Source organism: Mycobacterium sp. (assembly GCF_049683935.1).
Taxonomy (GTDB): domain Bacteria; phylum Actinomycetota; class Actinomycetes; order Mycobacteriales; family Mycobacteriaceae; genus Mycobacterium.
The window spans coordinates 1-18489 of the sequence record NZ_JBAUJR010000156.1 but is presented as its reverse complement, the minus strand read 5'-3'; the positions used below and the strand labels follow the sequence as shown (position 1 = coordinate 18489).

Annotated in this window: 15 protein-coding genes and 1 pseudogene; 9 read left to right on the top strand and 7 right to left on the bottom strand. The window is 67.6% G+C overall.

What is annotated here, in order from left to right; all coding sequences use genetic code 11:
• Together WA965_RS09225 and WA965_RS09220 are read left to right on the top strand one after the other, a co-directional pair.
• Window positions 1-370 (top strand): annotated as a pseudogene (locus WA965_RS09225) (amino acid permease); the annotation flags it as partial.
• A gap of 24 nt (window positions 371-394) precedes the next feature.
• On the top strand, window positions 395-1675 hold the full coding sequence (locus WA965_RS09220) for a uracil-xanthine permease family protein (protein ID WP_526298704.1): 1281 nt from the start codon (window positions 395-397) through the stop codon (window positions 1673-1675).
• Here the strand turns inward: WA965_RS09220 and WA965_RS09215 are convergent.
• On the bottom strand, window positions 1620-2795 hold the full coding sequence (locus WA965_RS09215) for an acyl-CoA dehydrogenase family protein (RefSeq protein ID WP_526447389.1): 1176 nt from the start codon (window positions 2793-2795) through the stop codon (window positions 1620-1622). The genes WA965_RS09220 and WA965_RS09215 overlap by 56 nt on opposite strands.
• A gap of 65 nt (window positions 2796-2860) precedes the next feature.
• Here WA965_RS09215 and WA965_RS09210 point away from each other — a divergent pair, with 65 nt between their 5' ends.
• A complete protein-coding gene (locus WA965_RS09210; protein WP_526298708.1) occupies window positions 2861-4069 on the top strand; it encodes an NAD(P)/FAD-dependent oxidoreductase in 1209 nt (402 codons plus the stop codon).
• Window positions 4066-4413, top strand: a complete 348-nt coding sequence (locus tag WA965_RS09205; RefSeq protein ID WP_526298710.1) for a cupin domain-containing protein — start codon at window positions 4066-4068, stop codon at window positions 4411-4413. The genes WA965_RS09210 and WA965_RS09205 overlap by 4 nt, the downstream gene beginning before the upstream one ends.
• Window positions 4414-4477: 64 nt before the next feature.
• On the opposite strand, the gene WA965_RS09200 is transcribed toward WA965_RS09205, so the two are convergent.
• On the bottom strand, window positions 4478-6484 hold the full coding sequence (locus WA965_RS09200) for an acetate--CoA ligase family protein (RefSeq protein WP_526447387.1): 2007 nt from the start codon (window positions 6482-6484) through the stop codon (window positions 4478-4480).
• Window positions 6481-8124 carry a phytoene desaturase family protein gene (locus tag WA965_RS09195; protein WP_526302701.1) on the bottom strand — a complete coding sequence of 548 codons (1644 nt, stop codon included), beginning with the start codon at window positions 8122-8124 and terminating at the stop codon, window positions 6481-6483. The genes WA965_RS09200 and WA965_RS09195 overlap by 4 nt, the downstream gene beginning before the upstream one ends.
• An 80-nt stretch (window positions 8125-8204) precedes the next feature.
• Between WA965_RS09195 and WA965_RS09190 the strand changes: the two genes are divergently transcribed.
• A complete protein-coding gene (locus WA965_RS09190; RefSeq protein ID WP_526302700.1) occupies window positions 8205-8828 on the top strand; it encodes a TetR/AcrR family transcriptional regulator in 624 nt (207 codons plus the stop codon).
• Here WA965_RS09190 and WA965_RS09185 read toward each other — a convergent pair.
• Together WA965_RS09185 and WA965_RS09180 are read right to left on the bottom strand one after the other, a co-directional pair.
• Window positions 8815-9954 (bottom strand): ABC transporter ATP-binding protein, encoded by a 1140-nt coding sequence (locus WA965_RS09185; RefSeq protein WP_526302699.1) that lies wholly within the window; start codon window positions 9952-9954, stop codon window positions 8815-8817. The two genes, WA965_RS09190 and WA965_RS09185, sit on opposite strands and share 14 nt — an antisense overlap.
• A 10-nt stretch (window positions 9955-9964) precedes the next feature.
• Complete coding sequence (locus tag WA965_RS09180) at window positions 9965-11410, bottom strand: aspartate aminotransferase family protein (protein WP_526447385.1); 1446 nt, start codon at window positions 11408-11410, stop codon at window positions 9965-9967.
• Window positions 11411-11498: 88 nt separating this feature from the next.
• On the opposite strand from WA965_RS09180, the gene WA965_RS09175 reads away from it, so the two are divergent.
• Genes WA965_RS09175 through WA965_RS09160 form a run of 4 tightly spaced genes read left to right on the top strand, consistent with a single transcriptional unit; the run spans window position 11499 to window position 15714 of the window.
• Window positions 11499-12725, top strand: coding sequence for a polyamine ABC transporter substrate-binding protein (locus tag WA965_RS09175; protein ID WP_526302697.1), 1227 nt, complete (start codon window positions 11499-11501; stop codon window positions 12723-12725).
• Window positions 12683-13615, top strand: a complete 933-nt coding sequence (locus WA965_RS09170) for an ABC transporter permease (RefSeq protein WP_526302696.1) — start codon at window positions 12683-12685, stop codon at window positions 13613-13615. Before WA965_RS09175 ends, WA965_RS09170 begins: the two co-directional genes overlap by 43 nt.
• The gene (locus WA965_RS09165) at window positions 13612-14493 is read left to right on the top strand and encodes an ABC transporter permease (protein ID WP_526302695.1); all 882 of its coding nucleotides are present in this window, start codon (window positions 13612-13614) and stop codon (window positions 14491-14493) included. Before WA965_RS09170 ends, WA965_RS09165 begins: the two co-directional genes overlap by 4 nt.
• Window positions 14494-14541: 48 nt before the next feature.
• A complete protein-coding gene (locus WA965_RS09160) occupies window positions 14542-15714 on the top strand; it encodes an aromatic ring-hydroxylating oxygenase subunit alpha (protein WP_526302694.1) in 1173 nt (390 codons plus the stop codon).
• Here WA965_RS09160 and WA965_RS09155 read toward each other — a convergent pair.
• Window positions 15668-17128 carry a M28 family peptidase gene (locus WA965_RS09155; RefSeq protein ID WP_526302693.1) on the bottom strand — a complete coding sequence of 487 codons (1461 nt, stop codon included), beginning with the start codon at window positions 17126-17128 and terminating at the stop codon, window positions 15668-15670. The two genes, WA965_RS09160 and WA965_RS09155, sit on opposite strands and share 47 nt — an antisense overlap.
• Window positions 17125-18489, bottom strand: a 1365-nt coding sequence (locus WA965_RS09150; protein ID WP_526447383.1) for a M28 family metallopeptidase, incomplete at its 5' end; no start/stop codon positions are given. The genes WA965_RS09150 and WA965_RS09155, both read right to left, overlap by 4 nt.

The window sequence follows — 18489 nt, the reverse complement described above, 5'->3', positions numbered from 1 at the left end:
GTCGAGGACCACCTTGGCCATGGCCCGCGACCACCACCTCCCCCACGCGCTGGCAGCGGTGCACCCCCGCCACGGAACGCCACACCGCGCGGAGTTGGCCGTGGGGATCGCGGTCGCACTGGTCGCCGCCGTCGTCGACGTCCGCAGCGCCATCGGCTTCTCGTCGTTCGGGGTGCTGCTGTACTACGCGATCGCAAACGCGTCGGCGCTGACGCTGGGTGCGGGTCGGCTGCTCCCCGTCGTCGGGCTGGCCGGCTGCCTGACGCTGGCGGTGACGCTTCCGCTGACGGCGGTCCTGGCCGGGACTGCGGTGGTGCTGATCGGCATGCTCACCTACTCGGCTAGCGGCATCCGCCGCCATGGTGTGTAGTCGCATATCGTGCACCTCACCTGGATGACGTGGAAGCCTGTCGACTCCCGGTCGGATCCCGACTTCGTCGTCGCCCCCGACGAACGGCTGAGCTGGCCGCGCACTCTCGGCCTGGGAGCCCAGCACGTGGTGGCCATGTTCGGCGCCACGTTCCTGGTCCCGGTGCTCACCGGCTTCCCGCCGGCCACCACTCTGCTGTTCTCCGGCGTCGGCACCGTGTTGTTCCTGCTGATCACCGGCAACCGCCTGCCGAGCTACCTCGGGTCGAGCTTCTCGGTGATCGCACCGGTCACCGCGGCTGTCGCGGCGCAGGGCACCGGCAGCGCGCTCGGCGGCATCGTCGCGGTGGGTCTGTTGCTGATCATCGTCGGCGCGGTCGTCCACCTGGCCGGCACCCGCTGGCTCGACCTGACGCTGCCACCGGTGGTCACGGGAGCGGTCGTCGCGCTCATCGGCTTCAACCTGGCACCGGCAGCCAAGACCAACTTCGAACAGGGACCGCTGCTGGGGATCGTCACGCTGGTCCTGCTCGTCGGCGCGCTCGCCTTCTTCCGCGGCATGATCGGCAGGCTCGCGATCTTCCTGGCGGTGGTTGCGGGCTATCTTCTCGCGCTGCTCCTCGGGGACGTGGACACCTCCGGCATCGGCGCTGCGCCGTGGATCGGGCTCCCGGAGTTTCAGACGCCGGCATTCTCGCTGGCGGTGCTGCCGATGTTCCTGCCCGCGGTGATCGCGCTGATCGCCGAGAACATCGGCCACGTCAAGTCGGTCGGCCAGATGACCCGCACCGACATGGACCCGCTGATGGGTCGCGCGCTGGCCGCCGACGGCGTGGCCACGACGCTGGCCGGGTTCGGCGGCGGGTCGGCGACCACGACCTACGCAGAGAACATCGGGGTGATGGCCGCGACCCGCGTCTACTCGACCGCGGCGTACTGGGTCGCCGCGGCGGTGGCGATCGTACTGTCGCTGTGCCCCAAGGTCGGTGCGGTGATCTCGGCGGTCCCGGCGGGCGTGCTCGGCGGCGCCACCATCGTGCTCTACGGGCTGGTCGGCATCCTCGGCGTGCGGATCTGGCTGACCAATCACGTGGACTTCTCCAGACCCGTCAATCAGATGACCGCGGCGATCCCGTTGATCATCGGCATCGCCGACTTCACCTGGCAGATCGGAAGTCTGACGTTCACCGGCATCGCACTCGGGTCGATCGCCGCGCTGCTGATCTACCACGGCATGCGGCTGCTGGGCTTCAGGCAGGGTCGAGCAGAGCCGACGGACCACGATTCATCAGCTGACGCCCGATGATGATGCGCTGAATCTCACTGGCGCCCTCCCAGATTCGCTCCACGCGTAGCTCACGGAACAGCCGCTCCGCGACGTTCTCCCGCATGTAGCCGCGACCGCCGAAGATCTGTACCGCGCGGTCGGCCGCCCGCCCGGCCATCTCCGAGCAGTACAGCTTGGCCATCGACGCCTGCCCGTGCAGCGTCTTGCGGTCGTGGCCGGCGTCGATCGCCCGGGCGACTTCGTAGAGCATGGTGCGGGCGGCGAACAACTCCGTCGCGCTGTCGGCGAGCATGCCCGCCACCAACTGGTGCTCGCCCAGCGGGCGACCGTCGACGACCCGCTCCCACGCGAACACCGCCACCTCGTCGAGGAGTCGCTGCGCCGCGCCCACGCAGCGGGCGGCCACCATCATCCGCTCGAAGCGGAACCAGTCCTGGGTGAAGGTCATCGCCCCGCCCTCCTGTCCCACGAGGTTCGCCGCAGGCACCCGGACCCGGTTGAACGCCACGATGGGGTGCTCGTCGGCGATGTTGTGCGAATACTGTGGCGAACGAACGACTTCCACACCCGGCCAGGGAAGATCGACGATCAGCAGCACATGATCCCCAGCCGCCGGCCCCTCTGACAGCACGGCCTCGACGAAGACGTAGTCGGCCAGGTTGAACGAGGTGACGTGCCACTTCACGCCGTCGAGGACGTACTCGTCGCCGTCGCGGCGCGCGGTGGTCTGCAGCGCCGAGACGTCCGATCCGGCGAATTCCTCGGTGATCGCATAGGCCTCGTGCTTCTCGCCCCGCACCGACGGCAGCAGCCAGGTGTCGATCTGATACCGGGTGGCCACCTCCGGCCACCACTGCGGCGGCGTCGCCATCACCCACCCGAGCCCGTTGGTCACCCGGCCGCACTGCTCCTGCACCAGGACCTGCTGCAGCGCAGTGCATCCCGGGCCGCCGACCGAGGTGGGCATGTTGGTCGCATACAAACCCAACTCGATCGCCCGCGACCGATGCTCGGCGACGACGTCCTTGGGCAGCACCCCACCGGCGAGTTCCGCTTCGACCTCGAAGGGCATCAGGGACTCGACGAAGTCACGCGCGGTGTCGCGGAGGCGAAGATCCTCGGCCGTCAGCCCGTACATCCGGGTACCTCGATCCTGGTCATTCCACTTGACTGAGCGTTCAGTCTATGTCAGCGTTCCGTGGTATGACCAGCTTCCGCAGCGCCGATGTGGTGGTGGTCGGCGGCGGCACGGTCGGGGCGTGGACGGCTGCACTGCTGGCCGAGAACAGCACGCTCGAGGTGGTTCTGCTCGAAGCGAGAACGCTGGGTGACGGCGCCAGCAGCCGCGCCGCCGGCATGGTCCGCGCCCAGGGTGGTACCGAGACCGCGATCCGCCTCGGCCTGCGCAGCCAGGAGTTCTACTCCGAGAGCGGTGAACGCTTCCCTCTCGACTGCGGGTTCATCCGTCAGGGGTACCTGATGCCGTGCTTCACCCCCGGCGAAGTAGCCCAGGCACACGACCGCATCGCGCTGCAGCAGTCCCTCGGGCTGGATGTCGAGTGGCTCTCCGGTGACGACATCGACAGCCGTGCAACCGGTCTGACAACCGGAGCAACTCTCGGCGCGTCCTATGCACCCGGGGACGGCTACCTCGACGCCCCCCGCAACGTGCTGGCCTACACCGCCGCGCTGACCGCGACCGGCGTCGATGTCCGGGAGCGGTGCGCCTTCACCGGCCTGCGGACCGCCGGCGGCCGGGTCATCGGCGTCAACACCTCCGAAGGCCCGATCGACACCGGACGGGTGGTGCTCACCGGCGGCCCCCAACTCGCCGAGGTGGGCACACGCGCCGGAGGCCGCATCCCCGCGGGCGGCGCCCGCCACCAGGTCGTCGTCACCGCACCGCTTCCGCTCGATGTCCACGAACTACCGATGGTCTTCGACGTCACCTCCGGGATCTACTGGCGCCCCGGCGAAGCGGGCGGCCTGCTGTGGGGAATGAGCAACCCCGACGAATCGCCGGGACCGGCTATCGATTTCGACACCGACTACTTCCTCACCGCACAGAAGCGGATCGAGAGCCTGCTGCCCGCCGTGGTGGGACTCGGGCTGCGCCGTTCGTGGGCGGCCACCATCGACTACACGCCCGACCATCTGCCCATCCTCGGCCCGCTGCTCACCGACGACGGACCGGTGCAGGGCACCGTGGTCGCCAGCGCGGCAGGCCACGGCATGATGTGGGGCCCGGCGGTGGCGCAGGTCGCCGCGGAACTGACGAAGTTCGGCGAGTGCGATTGGCTCGACCTCACCGACCTCGGACTCGACCGTTTCGACGCCGACGGCAACAGTCGTCTGGCGCCCGAACCCATCTCCCTTCCGTTCCCCGAAACCCTGGAGAAGATCTCGTCATGACCACGCCTGTACTCACCTCGCTTCTGCCCGGCGCCGCCGAGGCCGAACTCGAGGACTGGGGGCCACTTCCCGAGGCGACCGCGGATCCGATGGCGGTGCACGGCCTCGAGTTGTGGGTCGACGGGACGAAGTCGGCGGGCATCTGGCAGTGCTCCGCCGGTCCGTCGTACTGGCGCCAGGAGGAGAACGAGGTCATCTACGTGCTGTCGGGGCGCATGACGGTCACCCTCGACGGAGGTGATGCCGTCGACGTCGCGGCAGGTGACATCGCCGTGTTCCCGCAGGGATGGGCCGGCACCTGGGTGATCCACGAGACACTGCGCAAGGTCTACGTGGTGTTCTGAGCCGCGGGTTGCCGCGGAATAGCATTCCTGGCTGCGGATTCCGGACGATTCACGACCAGGAATGCTATTCCGCGGGGATCGCCAGGACGTCGACCGCCAGCGCCCCGTCGGGCGACACGATCACCGGGTTGGCCTCGACGGCCACGTACTGCTCGCCCAGTTCTGCTGCCATCACCCCGAATGCCACGACAACGTCGGCCAGCGCCTCGATGTGGGCTGGTGGCCCACCGCGCCACCCCGCAAGAAGTGGCCGGATCCGCAACGAATCGAGCATCTCGCCGGCACGACGACGGGACACCGGAGGACACGCGATCGCCCTGTCGGCCAGCAGTTCGACCAGGGTTCCGCCTGCAGCGACGACCACCAGCGGACCGAAGGCGTCGTCGCGGACGAACCCGACCGAGATCTCGACCCCTGCCGGCGCCATCGCCGAGACCGTCACCGACGGCCCGAGATCCTCCGCGATCGCCCGGTAGGCCCGCTGCAGCGCGTCGTCGTCGGCGATGTCGAGAACCACCCCGCCGACATCGCTCTTATGTGCTACTCCAACGGTTTTCATCACCACCGGGTACCCGATGGCGGCTGCGGCCGCCAGGACACCGTCGAGGCTGTCGGCGGTGCATGTCGGCACCACCGGCACGCCGTAGTCGGCCAGCAGGTCGAAACCGTTCCCCGGCGACTGTCGGGGGCGCTGCTCGAGGTGTCCCGGAGCGTCGACCGGTAGCGGCCACCGCGCCAGGTGAGCCATCGCGACCAGCCCGCTGCGGACGCTCTCCAGCACGGCAATGCCGTGGTCGCGCAACTGCTGCGCTGTCTTTCGATCGATTGCCGACGGCACCGAGGCCAGCACCGCCAGCGGTGCGCCGGTACGCCCGGCGACGTCGAGCACGGCGTCGGCATAGGCGGTGTCGCCGTCGAATTCGGACACCAGGTCCACCGCCAACGCGGTCACGGCGACGGACGGATCATCGGCCATCGCCTGCAGACAGGTCCCGAACAGCGAGCGGGTATCGGCGCCGGTCCCCCAGACGTCGAGCGGATTGGTCGGCGTCAGCCCGTCGTCGAGTCTGGCACCGATCGTCGCGGTCGTCTCCGCTGACAGCGGCGCGAACTCGACGCCCAGTTCGTGGGCCAGATCTGCGGTCAGGGCCCGTTCGGCGCCGGAGTCGTGCACTGTCGCGATCAACCCCCCGCGGGAGCGCCGACCCGCCGCGAACATCTCGAGCGTATCGGTGAACTCCGCCATGTCTCTGACGTGCACCGCTCCGACGCTCGCGCAGAACGCCTGCCACACAGCGCTTTCCCCTGCGAGTGCACCGGAGTGTGCGGCCACCATCAACCGTCCTTGCGGCGACCCGCCGACGGTCAGGATGACGACCGGCACGCTGCACTCCGCTGCACACAGCAGCGAACGGCGCAGCCGGGTGACCGACCGCGGCGTCTCCATCAGCAGCGCAATGATCGACGTATCCGGGTCATCGAGCGCATGGTCGATGTAGTCGGCGGTGTCGGTGACCAGTTCCTGTCCCGAGGACACGGCGTTCCGGAAGCCGAACCCGCGGTTGGCGCGCAGCAGTGTGGAGAACGCCGAGCCCGAGTGGGTGACAAGGCTGATCGACCCTCGCGGCAAGGGATCGGGTTCGAGGTAGCCCAGCGCTCGCACGCCGGACGCAGCGTTCACGAAGCCCATGCACCCCGGACCGCACAGCGCCATGCCGGCGCCGGTCGCAATCGACGCGACGTCGGCACCGAGCCCGTGCGCGGCGCCGAAGACCACGGCCGACCGGGCACCGATACCCGCCGCGGCACCGAGCTGATCGATCAGCGCGGCATCAGGAACGCCCAGCAGCACCAGGTCCACGGACTCATCCAGCGCTGACAGTGCAGGCGCGCAGGGCAATTCACCTATGCGGCGGTAGCGCGGATTCACCAGATGCACCCGCGCGGTGCTGCGCAGCGCCTCGGTGACCATGCGGGCGCCGAAGCTGTCGGGCCTGGCGCTGGCACCCACCACGGCCACCGACCGGGCACCGAGCATGGCGGCAACGGCCGCCCGTCGTGCGTCCGTCATCTGCGCGAGAAGCGCTTCTTCTTGGTGTCCGCCAACGCCGCACGGGCCGCCTGCCACCCCGGGATACCGCACACCCCGCCCCCGGCGTGAGTCCCCGAACTCCCGTTGTACAGACCCTTGACCGGGGTGCGGTAGTCGGCGTATCCCGGTGCGGGCCGCATGTGGAAGAGCTGTTCGAGCGACAACTCGCCGTGGAAGATGTTGCCGCCGATCAGACCGTACTCCTGCTCCATCTCGTGGGGTCCGACGATGTCGCGGTGCAGGATCGAGGATTTGAAGCCCGGTGCCACCTGGTCGTAGAGGTCGATCAGACGGTCGGCGTAGGCGTCCAACTCCTCGGTGTGCGGCGCGTCTGCCCAGTTCGCGGGCACCCACTGGGTGAACAGCGACATGATGTGGGTGCCATCGGGATTCAGCGTGCTGTCCAGCGTCGTGGGGATGACACCGTCGCTGAACGGCAGCAGCGCCGGCCGGCCGACCCGGGCGTCCTGGAACGCCGTCTCGATGTACTCCATCGTTGGCGCCATCTCGACCGACCCGGTGTGGTGCTCGGCGAGACCACTACTGGGGTTCGCGGTGAAGTTGGGCAGCTCACCGAGTGCCAGGTTGATCTTGACGACGCCGCTTCTGGTCTTGAAGTGCTCGATGTCGGAGACGAAGTCGCCGGGCAGCTCTTGGCGCGGAATGTGCTCCAGGAAAGCGATCTTCGGATGCAACGTGGTGACCACCAACGGCGCGGTGATCTCCTCGCCGGTGGCCAGTACCGCGCCGCGGACCTCACCACCGCGCACCAGCAGCGAAGCGACCTTGGCGTTGGTCCTGATCTCGGCGCCGAAGCTGCGTGCCGATTTTGCGATTGCCTCAGACACTGCGCCCATGCCGCCTTCGGGGTAGCCCCAGCTGCCGAGTTGTCCGTCACCGACGTCGCCGATCGAGTGGTGGGCCATCACATAGGCGGTGCCCGGCTCGTACGGTCCAGCCCAGGTGCCGATGACGCCGTTGACGGCGAGTGCTCCCTTGATCTGGGGGGACTCGAACCAGTCGTCGAGCAGGTCGGCGATGCTCATGGTGAGCAGGCGGGTGACATCTCCCATCATGCGGGTGGTCATGCCGCGCTGGCTCCATCCCAGCTTCGCGAGGTCGAACAGGTCGGACGGCTTGTGCGATCCGATGTTCGGAGGCACCTGGGTCAGCAGCGGGCCCATCACCTCGGCGATGCCCTCCAGCCAGGCGTTCCACTTCGGCCACGCATCGGCGTCCTTGTTGGAGAACCTGGCAAGCTGCTCGTGGGTCCGCGCCGGGTCGTCTTCGTAGATGGTCAGCGAACCGCCCTCGGGGAAGGCCTGGTAGTACGGACCCATCGGATGCACCTTGTAGCCGTGCCGCTCCAAGCTCAGCTCCCGGACGATCGTGGGTGGCATCAGGCTCATCACGTAGGACAGCCGGGTGACCCGCAACTCGGGAGCGTCCGGCCACGGTGCCTCCGTGGTGGCCGCGCCGCCGAGGGTGCCACGGGATTCCAGCACCAGCGTGCGGGCGCCGGATCGGGCCAGATAAGCCGCCGACACCAATCCGTTGTGTCCGCCGCCGATCACCAGGGCGTCGTAGTTGTTCGACATCACCGACCCGCTTTCACCCATCTTGACTGACTGTTCAATCTAACCAAGTGTTAGGCTTCAAACAAGAGTCAGCGACGCACGAGAAGGGGTCTGAACGCATCATGGCCGAACCCGCACCTGCGACGGAGCAGAACGAGGGCAGACGCATCGGAATGCTCCGTGCCGCAGCGGAGCTGATCTGCGAACGGGGTTTCGGTGACACCCGGATCGCCGACGTCGCCAAGCGCGCAGGCGTGAGTTCGGCGTTGGTGATCTACTACTTCGGCACCCGCGACCGACTGCTGGTCGACGCACTGCGCTACTCCGAGGAGTCGTTCTACGAAGCCGCCGAGAAGATGCTGGCCGAGGTGACCTCGCTGCGTGAACGACTCTCGCTGCTGATCCGCTGGACGTGTGTGCCTGAGCGGGACGGCGACATCGCAGGGGCCTGGGGACTGTGGTTCGACCTGTGGGCGCAGGCCTTCCGGCATGACGAGATCAAAGCCGGCAGAGTCGAACTCGACGCGCGGTGGCGCACGATGATCGTTGATGCGGTGCGCTCCGACGAACTCGACACCACCGTGGACGCGCGGATGTTCGCGCTCGAGTTCGCCGCACTGCTCGACGGGCTGTCCATCCAGGTCGCACTGGAGGATCCCGAGGTCGACTCGGACGTGGCCTACGACATCGCGATGCGCTTCGCCGAGCGCGAGCTCAACCTGGGGTCAGCCGTCAGGCGTCGCTGAGGACCGGATCGGTCACCGGTGTGGCGGCGCTGCGATGCAGTACCCGCACGGCGTCGTGGGTACACACGCAGCTGACGTCGTCTCCGGTCGCGTGGGTGACCGATTGTGGGCCCGAACGGTTGGGCACCTCGACGATCAGATCCGTCGGCGCGCCCACCTCGACGTGCACCTGTGTGCAGTTTCCAAGGTAGACAACGTGTTTGACGGTACCGCCGATCACGTTACAGCCGGGCGGCACGGGTTCGTCCGGGGTGTGCAGGCTGATGCGTTCTGGCCGGACGACGATCGCGGCCGCCCCCGGTGCCGGGGTGGCCGGTGCGTCGCCGACGGCGGCGACCAGCCGGGTGCCCAGAGCTGCGCAGGTCGCCGACCCCGCGTCGGTCTCGAGGATGTCGGCATCGAAGATGTTGGCAGCTCCGAGGAAACCGGCCACGAACGTCGTCGCCGGGGCGGCGTAGATCTCCTGCGGCGCCCCGACCTGTTCGACGCGCCCGTCCGCCAGCACCGCGATCTGGTCGCTCATCGTCAGCGCTTCTTCCTGATCGTGGGTGACGTAGACGAACGTGATGCCGATCTCGCGTTGCATGCCTCGCAGTTCGAGCTGGAGTTGCTTTCGCAGCGCGGCATCCAGCGCACCGAGTGGTTCGTCGAGAAGGAGCACGCGGGGCCGCAGCACCAGCGCGCGGGCCAGCGCGACGCGCTGCTGCTGTCCGCCCGAGAGTTGCGCCGGCTTGCGCTTGGCATAGGTGTCCATGCGCACCAGCTCCAGGGCCTCTCCGACGCGACGCTTGGTCTCCTCGCGTGATGCCTTCTGGTATTTCAGACCGAAGGCGACGTTGTCCCACACCGACATGAACGGGAACAGCGCGTAGGTCTGGAAGACGGTGTTGACCGGACGTCGGTGCGGAGGGTCTGCGACCACGTCGCGGCCGTCGAGTTCGATGCGGCCGGAGTCGGGTTTCTCGAAGCCGGCGATCATCCGCAGGGTGGTCGTCTTTCCGCAGCCAGACGGCCCGAGCAGCGAATAGAACTGTCCCGCAGGGATATCCAGATCGATACCGGTCACCGCCGGATATCCGTCGAACGACTTGGCCAGCTGGTGCAGCCGGATCGCGCCGCCGGTCATGGCGCGCTTATCAGGGTGACACCGCGGCGGGCCGCGACGACGACACCGCGGCGGGCCGCGACGACGACACCGCGGCGGCGAACCGGGCGAAGTTCGCCGCGAACCTGTCGACATCGTCGTGGGAGTGCTGGACCGACAACAGCCATTGCTCCACCTTCCCCCATGGTGGGAGGAACACGCCACCGTTGTGCTGCATCAGCCAGTGCAGGTGGCCGAGTCGCGCGTCGATCTCGAGGAAGTCGCGGAACTCCCGCACCGGATCCTTGCGGAATGCCACGCAGCCCTTGGCGCCTTCGGTCACCACGCGCCACTGGAAGCCGTGCTCGGCGATCACCGCGTTCAGCGAGTCGCGCAGTCGCGACGACAGTTCGGCGAGGTGTGCGTAGCTGTCAGCGGTGAGGACCTCGGAGAGCGTGGCGCGGGTCGCGGCCATGGCCAGCGGATTTCCGTTGAACGTGCCGACCTGCTCGTAGCGGCCGTCGCCGATGGCCGACATCACGTCGCGGGTGCCGCCGATCGCGGCGACCGCGATGCCACCGCCGAGCGCCTTCGCCAGGCACACCATGTCGGGCACCACGCCACTGCGCGCGGTGATTCCCCCCGGGCCGGTGGTGAACCCGGTCTTCACCTCGTCGTAGATCAGGAACGCGTCCTCGGCGTGCAGCAGATCCCGGATGGTCGCCAGGTAGCCGTCGTCGGGTGGGATGATGCCGGCGTTCATCATCACCGGTTCCAGGATCATCGCGGCGATCCGGCCACGATGCCGCACCAGGGCGCGGGCCACGGCGGCGGCGTCGTTGAAGGGCACCACAACCACGAGATCTCTTATTGCGCTGGGGATTCCGGAGTTTCCCGGCACCGACGTCGGCGAGTCCCGGGGTCCGATCTCGTCGGCCTCGGGCAGCACCGACACCTGCACCGAGTCGTGGTGTCCGTGGTAGCAGCCCTCGACCTTGATGATCAGGTCGCGGCCGGACAGCGCGCGGGCCAGGTGGACGGCATCCATGGTGGCCTCGGTGCCGGAGTTGGCGAACCGCCACAGCGGCAGGTCGAAGCGGCGGGCGAGTTCCCCGGCGATCCAGATCGCGTCCTCGGTCGGCTGCGCGAAGTGGGTGCCGCGGCGCACCTGGTCGCTGACCGCCGCGACGATGGCCGGATGGGCATGCCCGGCGATGGAAGCGCCGTAACCACCATGCATGTCGACGTACTCATTCCCGTCGACGTCGTAGACCTTGGATCCGCTGCCGTGGCTCATCCACACGGCTTGCGGCTCGGCGATCTGCCAGTTCGACGTCGCACCGCCGGCAAGATGTTCACCGGCGACCGAGATGAGCTCGGTGCTGCGGGGTTGGCGCCGCAGGAAGATCTGTTCCTGTTCGGCGATCAGCGCATCGATACCGTCCGGGTCGTCGCAGTCCTCGCCGGTCAACGGACTTTCCTTCACCGACGAAGCCACCCCGAACCTCCGCCCTATCGGTTGACTGAGCATTCAGTCTATGCGAGAGTCCTACCAGCGACAAGACGCGGATCACTCGGGAGGCCCGATGCCAGAGCACACCACCCGACGACAGTTCCTGACGCGCGCAGCGATTCTCGCGGCCGGCGTGCCGACGCTCGGGGCCGCCTTGGCCGCCTGCGGCGGGTCCGATACCCCGGAGTCGACCCCGTCGCTGACCCTTGCCTCCCCCGACAACCCCGTCACGTGGCCCATCCCCGACGACAACCCGCCCATCGCGGACGGCCTGGCCCCGGAGACGGGCACACTCAAGCTGTACAGCTACGCCGACTACGTGAGCCCGGACGCCGTCAAGTCCTTCGAGGACAAATACGGTGTGACGGTCGAGATCTCGACGTTCAACGATGGCGGCGAAGCCCTGACGAAGCTGCGCAGCGGCGTCGACTTCGACATCTACAACGCCAACTACACCGAGATCAGCCGACTGGTCAGCGGCGGACTGCTGCGTCCGCTCAATCACTCCTACATCGGGAACATCACCAACGTCTGGCCGAGCTTCACCAATCCCTGGTACGACCAGGAGTGGCGCTACAGCGTGCCCTACACGATCTACACCACCGGGATCGGCTGGCGGGCCGACCAGGTGCCCGAGGATATCGGAGCGCAGCAGAACCCGTACGACTCGTTCTGGGATCCGCGCTACCGAGGCAAGACCGCGGTGCTCGACGACTGGCACACCACGATGGCGATGGTGTTGCTGCGCAACGGCATCACCGATGTCAACACCTCCTCGGACGCCGACCTGGCGATGGTCGGCGAGCAACTCAAGACGCTGGTCGAGGCCACCTCCCCGAAGGTGACCATCACGGCCTACAACGATCTGCCCGCCGGTCAGTTGGGGCTTGCGCAGATGTGGTCCGGGGACATCATCAACGCCCAGGCCTATCTGCCCGAGGGCACCGGACCCGAGGTGCTGCGATACTGGTTCCCGTCCGACGGTCGCGGCATGGTCGACAACGACATGCTCGTGACGCTCAAGGGCGGCAAGAACCCGGTGCTTGCCCACCTGTTCCTCGACCACATGCTCGACCCCGAGGTCGCGATGCAGAATTTCTCCGCCATCGGCTACCAACCGCCCCAGACCTCCATCAACCCGGACGCCCTGGTGGCCGACGGCTTCATCCCGGAGAACCTGTCCGCAGCGATCGTCGACCCCGAGTGGTTCGATGCCGGCTACCGGGTCCTCGAACTCGACCCCACCAACGACGCGGCGTGGCAGAACGTCTGGCGCACCTTCAAGGCCGGCGGGTCCTGAGATCCTCCCGCGGGATATGGCCCGCACTCGCCGCGCCCGGCCTGATCTGGCTGCTGCTGTTCTTCGTCGCGCCGATGTATGTCGTGCTGTGCATCGTGTTCGGCAGGCTCGACCCGATCTTCCGAACGGCGGTGCCGGTGTGGAATCCGTTGCAGTGGGATCCCTCCCAGTTCATGTATGTGATCAACCGGATCGTCGGACCCGACGGCGTCTTCGGACCCGCTCTGCTGCGAACGGCGGTGTTCGTGCTCACCGCGAGCGCACTGTGCCTGCTGATCGCGTTCCCTGTGGCGTACTACGTAGCCCGGCTGTCGGGCAAGCGCAAGGGCCTGCTGCTGACGTTGCTCATCGCCCCGTTCTGGATCAGCTACATGATGCGGATGTTCGCCTGGGTCAACCTACTTCAGGACGACGGGCTGGTGAACAGGGTCCTGAGCCTCGGCGGGCTGTTCACCCCTGACGTCAACTGGTTGACCGGCCAACCCGTCGTGGTGATCCTCGGGCTGGTGTACGGATATGTGCCGTACATGATCCTGCCGCTGTACGCGGGCCTGGACCGACTGTCACAACCCATGATGGAGGCCTCCCGGGATCTGGGGGCCGACCGGGTGTCGTCGTTCTGGCGGGTGACCCTGCCGCTGAGCCGGCCGACCGTCGTCGCCGCCCTGCTGCTGACATGCCTGCCCATGCTGGGTGACTACTTCACCAGCGATATGCTCTCGGCGTCACCGAAAACGGCCATGGTCGGCAACCTGATCAACGACAGCGTGCTCACCCCCGGTCAGACGGGGCAGGCGGGCGCCTTCGTGATGCTGGTGTTCCTGGCCGCGTTGCTGCCCATGCTGTACTACATCCGGGTCACCGGGCGACGTTCCGAGGTCGCCTCGTGAGGGGCCCGGTGGCGTGGTGGAACGACCCGTGGCGACCACCGCGGATCCTCGTCGCGGTCACCGTGGGATATCTGCTCTGGTCGTTGTTGCCGGTGCTGGTCGCAGTGATGTTCTCGTTCAACGACGGGCGGTCCCGCACTGTCTGGCAAGGCTTCTCGTTCCGGTGGTACTGGGGCGACGAGACGCTGTCGGTATGGCATGACGCGACATTGCACAACGCCCTGCTGCAGACCCTGAAGCTGGGCGTGGTCGCCACCCTCATCACGGTTCCCCTCGGGGTGCTGTTCGCGCTCGGCATCGACAGGTGGCGCGGCCGACTGCCGTCGGGCGCCAACTTCCTGATGCTGCTGGCCTTCGTGCTGCCCGAGGTCCTTCTCGCCGTCTCGCTGCTGTTCGTTATCACCACGGTCGCGTTGCCGGTTCAACTCGGCACCACCGCGCAGGTCATCGGACTCGTGACGTTCCAGGTGTCCTACCCAGCCGTTCTGGTGCGCGCTCGGCTCGCGACCATCGGGCCCCAATACGAAGAAGCGGCAATGGATCTCGGCGCATCACCGGTGGGTGCGCTGCGCCGGGTGATCATGCCGATGTTGATCCCGGCGATCTTCGCCAGCACCGTGCTGGTGTTCGCCGATGTCATCGACGACTTCGTGATGGTGCGGTACCTGTCCGGTGGCGCATCGTCGGAGCCGGTCTCGGTGAAGATCTACAACACCGCCCGCGGCGCACCCACCCCCGCGCTCAATGCGCTGGCCACCCTGCTGTTGCTGACCGCTCTGGCCGCCGTGACGATCGGTTATCTGGTGTACCGCAGGATGACCCGCAACGACGCAACCACCGCCGACCGCGGCATCGGCGGTTTCGCGGGAGAGATGTGAGCCGCCGCCACGGTAGACCGGAGCACCCCGCAGGACTAGGCTGACTGTATGTTCAAACAGTATGAGCCGGCCCCGGTTCCCGCTGACGGCCTCGCCGCTGCGCTAGCCCCGTTCGGCCGGTCGCGGATGCTGCCGCGGGAGGCCTACGTGGATCCGGCGGTGTTCGAATGGGAGCAGCACCACATCTTCTCCGGGTGGACCTGCGTCGGGCACGCGGGCGACATCGCCGCAGTCGGTGCCCAGAAGGCGATCGGCAGCGGTCGGAACGCCACCCTGCTGGTACGCGGCGACGACGGCAACATTCGTGCATTTGCCAACACCTGCAGACACCGCGGACACGAACTGCTGGCATGCAATTCGGCCGCCAAGACCCGCAGCATCGTCTGCCCCTACCACTCATGGTCCTATCGGCTCGACGGCACTCTGCGCAACGCGCCGGGATTCAGCGACGTCGACGGGTTCGACGCCGGCGAGTTCGGGCTCACCGAGTTACGACTGGTGAACTGGCACGGCTGGCTGTTCGTCGACCCCAGCGGTGAGGATGTCGAATTCTCGGAGCACGTCGCGGGTTTGGAGGACGTTGTGGCGCCGTACCGGCCAGAGGACCTCACCATCGTGGCGCGGCACTCCTACGAACTCGCCACCAACTGGAAGGTGATCGCCGAGAACTACCAGGAGTGTTACCACTGCGCCACCATCCACCCGGAGCTGTCCAGGATCAGCCCGCCGACCAGTGGTGAGAACATCGAACTGGCGGGTTCGTGGATGGGCGGCTGGATGTCGATCGTGGACGACGCCGAGACCATGTCGCTGACCGGCAAAAGTGGCGGGGTGGCGATCCAGGGATTGTCCGAGCACGAACTGCGCACCGTGATGTACCTGGTCGGCTATCCCAATCTGCTCGTCAGCATGCACCCGGACTACGTGATGACACACCTGATGACGCCGCTGGCGGTGGATCGAACTCACGTCGAGTGCGCCTGGGCGTTCCCGAAAGACGCTGCCGCCAAGGAGGGTTTCGACCCGTCCTATGCCGTCGACTTCTGGGACCTCACCAATCGTCAGGATTGGGCGGCGTGCGAGTCGGTTCAGCGTGGACTCACCTCGCCGCACGCCCGACCCGGTCCGCTCGCCCCGGACGAGGACGGCGTTCACCAGTTCGTCACCCGGGTCGCTAGGGCGTACGCCGGTTCCGCTGATCCCGCGGCGGCACGCCGTTGACACCGTCGATCGTCTGGGCGTAGCTGCCCACCGCGAACGCGACGGTCGCGGCCATGATCCCCAGCGCATCGCGGTCGACATTCTCGATCGTGTCCCGCGCCGTGTGATAGTTCGGGTCGAACGGCTCACCGACCTCACCGCCCCAGAGCCGTTCCTGCACTTCGCTTTTACGTTGCGACGATCCCGTGGTGAGCCCACCCACCGGGACACCGGCGGCGAGGAACGGCGCGTAGTCGGTGTTTCTGCCCAGCGGCACGTCGGCCGGTCGCACCCCGGCCAGGTTCAGACGACCGGCGAGCATGCGCTCGATCCCGGCCATCCCGTCGGGCACCGGAGCGACCGCGGCACCGGCCTGCGCGGACTGATCACCGTCGTCGGTGAAGTACCCCGCGTTGGGCGAGGCGACCATGTCGAAGTTCAGGTACAGCGCGATGTCGTCGAGTTCGTCCGGGGTCAGCGACCGCACATAGTCGGTGGACCCGTCTGTCGAGATCTCCTCGGAACCCCAGAACGCGAATCGCACCGCGTTGCCGGCCGAGGGTTCGGCGCCCAGTTGCAGTGCGGTCTCGAGCACCGCCGCCACCCCAGAACCGTTGTCGTTGATCCCCGGACCCGACCGGACACTGTCGAGATGCGCGCCGACGGTGACGACGTTGCGGGCATCACCGGACTTCGTCTGCGCGATGACATTCCGCGAGGTGGTCATCACCGGTTCATTGTCGAGCACCAACGTCACCGGGGCGTTGGTGCGGCGCAGCGCGGCATCGGCGGTCGGGTCGATGACACCGACCGGAACCGTGAGGTTGTTGTAGTAGCCCGGAGAGAACAGCGTGGGCGGTGCCCCGACGGGCTTGGTCGGATTGGCCCTGCTCACCACGAGCATCCCCACCGCGCCCTCGGCGAGTGCGGTGTTCTGTTTGTCGACGATCGAGCAGTCGCTGTCGTCGACGACGGCGATGGCCCCTTCGACCGAGACGTCGCCGTAGTCGGCCGCCACACACCCCGCCGGGGCACGCGGCCGCAGCGTCACCGCCCGTAGACCCCTCGGCGGCGTGGTGATCAGCAGCGACGCCTGCTCCACCCGGTGATCACGGCCTGCGACCGTGAGCACCGGCTCCCCTCCCCGGGATCCCGAGAGCCGTTCGAACTCCGGCGTCTGAACATCAAACCCCTTGTCGCGCAGATGTTGCGCCACATAGTCCACGCTGGCCTGGTAGCCAGGGGAGCCGTCTGCCCGGTTGTCGTCGTGCGCATCGGCGATCTTCTGCAACTCCACGAGATGGCCGTAGACGCCGTCGACGGTCACCCTGTCTGCCAATTCCGGCCCGAGGTCCGGAGCAGAGGGAGTCGGCGAGCAGGACACCGCGGCCGCCACCGCGGAAACCGCGACGGCCGCTGCCCACCTCACGCTCACTGCTCGGTCAGTTGATGACGGGTGCGGTCATCGCGGACCGGTAACCCGTTGCGGCCACTCTGGTCCTGGGCGTACAACCCGACCGAGTAGGCCACACCGCCGCCGTGGATCTCCATCGCGGTGCGGTCGATCTTGTCGAGGGTGTCGGTCGGTTGGTGGTAGTTCGGGTCGAATGGCTCACCGGCCCGGCCGCCCCACTTCTCGGCCTGTTCGGCGGACATCTCCTCCCCCGCGCCCGAGAACAGCCCTCCCGCAGGCACTCCCGACTTGGTGAAGGCGTCGTAGTCGGATCTGCCGTCGAACGAGGTGTCTTCGGCGGGTTTCCCCGCCCCGTCGAGGTAGGCCATCAGGGTCCGCTCGATGCCTGCCGCACCCTCCGGAACCCGCGGAGCCCCCATGCGCGGGTCGGGCAGCGTGGACTGGTTCCCGTCGTAGGCGAAGTACCCGGGGTTCGGGGACCCGATCATGTCGAAGTTGAGGTAGAGCGCGATGTCCCTGAGCGCCTCGACGTCCAGCGACCCGACGTAATCGTTGGAGCCGAGCAGCCCGTTCTCCTCGGCTCCCCAGAATCCGAACCGGACGGCGTTGTTGATCTCGGGCGAACTCCCCAGTTGCAGCGCGGTTTCCAGCACTCCCGCGACACCGGAGGCATTGTCGTTGATGCCGGGCCCCTCCGTCACGCTGTCGAGATGAGCGCCGACCATGACGACGTCCGTGGTGGAGCCCGTGGTGGTCTGCGCGATGACGTTGCGGGTCTTCTCCACGCGGACACCGGCGTTCAGCCTGATCGCCACCGGAGCGCCCGGCTGCCCACGCAGCTGTTCCCCGGCGACCTTGGTGACGCTGATGACCGGCACCTGCACGTCTGTGGAGTCACCGAGGGTGCCGCCCATCTCGTCGCCGTCCTCGTTGTTCGCCACGATCACGGCGACCGCCCCGCGCTCAGCAGCCACGGCCTGTTTTGTGCCGAACGGACACGAGCCGCGATCCACCAGCACCACAGCGCCGTCGACCGCCAGACCGTCGTAGTCGTCGGCCGTGCAGCCCGGGGTGTCCTCGGCACGGGCCGGCACCAGAGGTCCGGAAACGCCGTCACCGTCTGTCCCGATGGTGTACTCCAGGGGTCTGGCGGTCACCGATTCGCCCGCCACCGTCAACGCCGGCTCGTCCGCCCACGGCAACCGAACGTCGAACTCGGGGGTCTGGACGTCGAAACCCTTGTCTCGCAGCGCATTGGCGACGTAGTCGACACTGGCGTCATACCCCGGGGTCCCGAGGCTGCGGTTTCCGCCGTTGGCGTCGGCGATCTCCTGGAAGCGGGCGAGGTGGGCCATCGTCGCGTCGACGGTGACGCTCTGGCG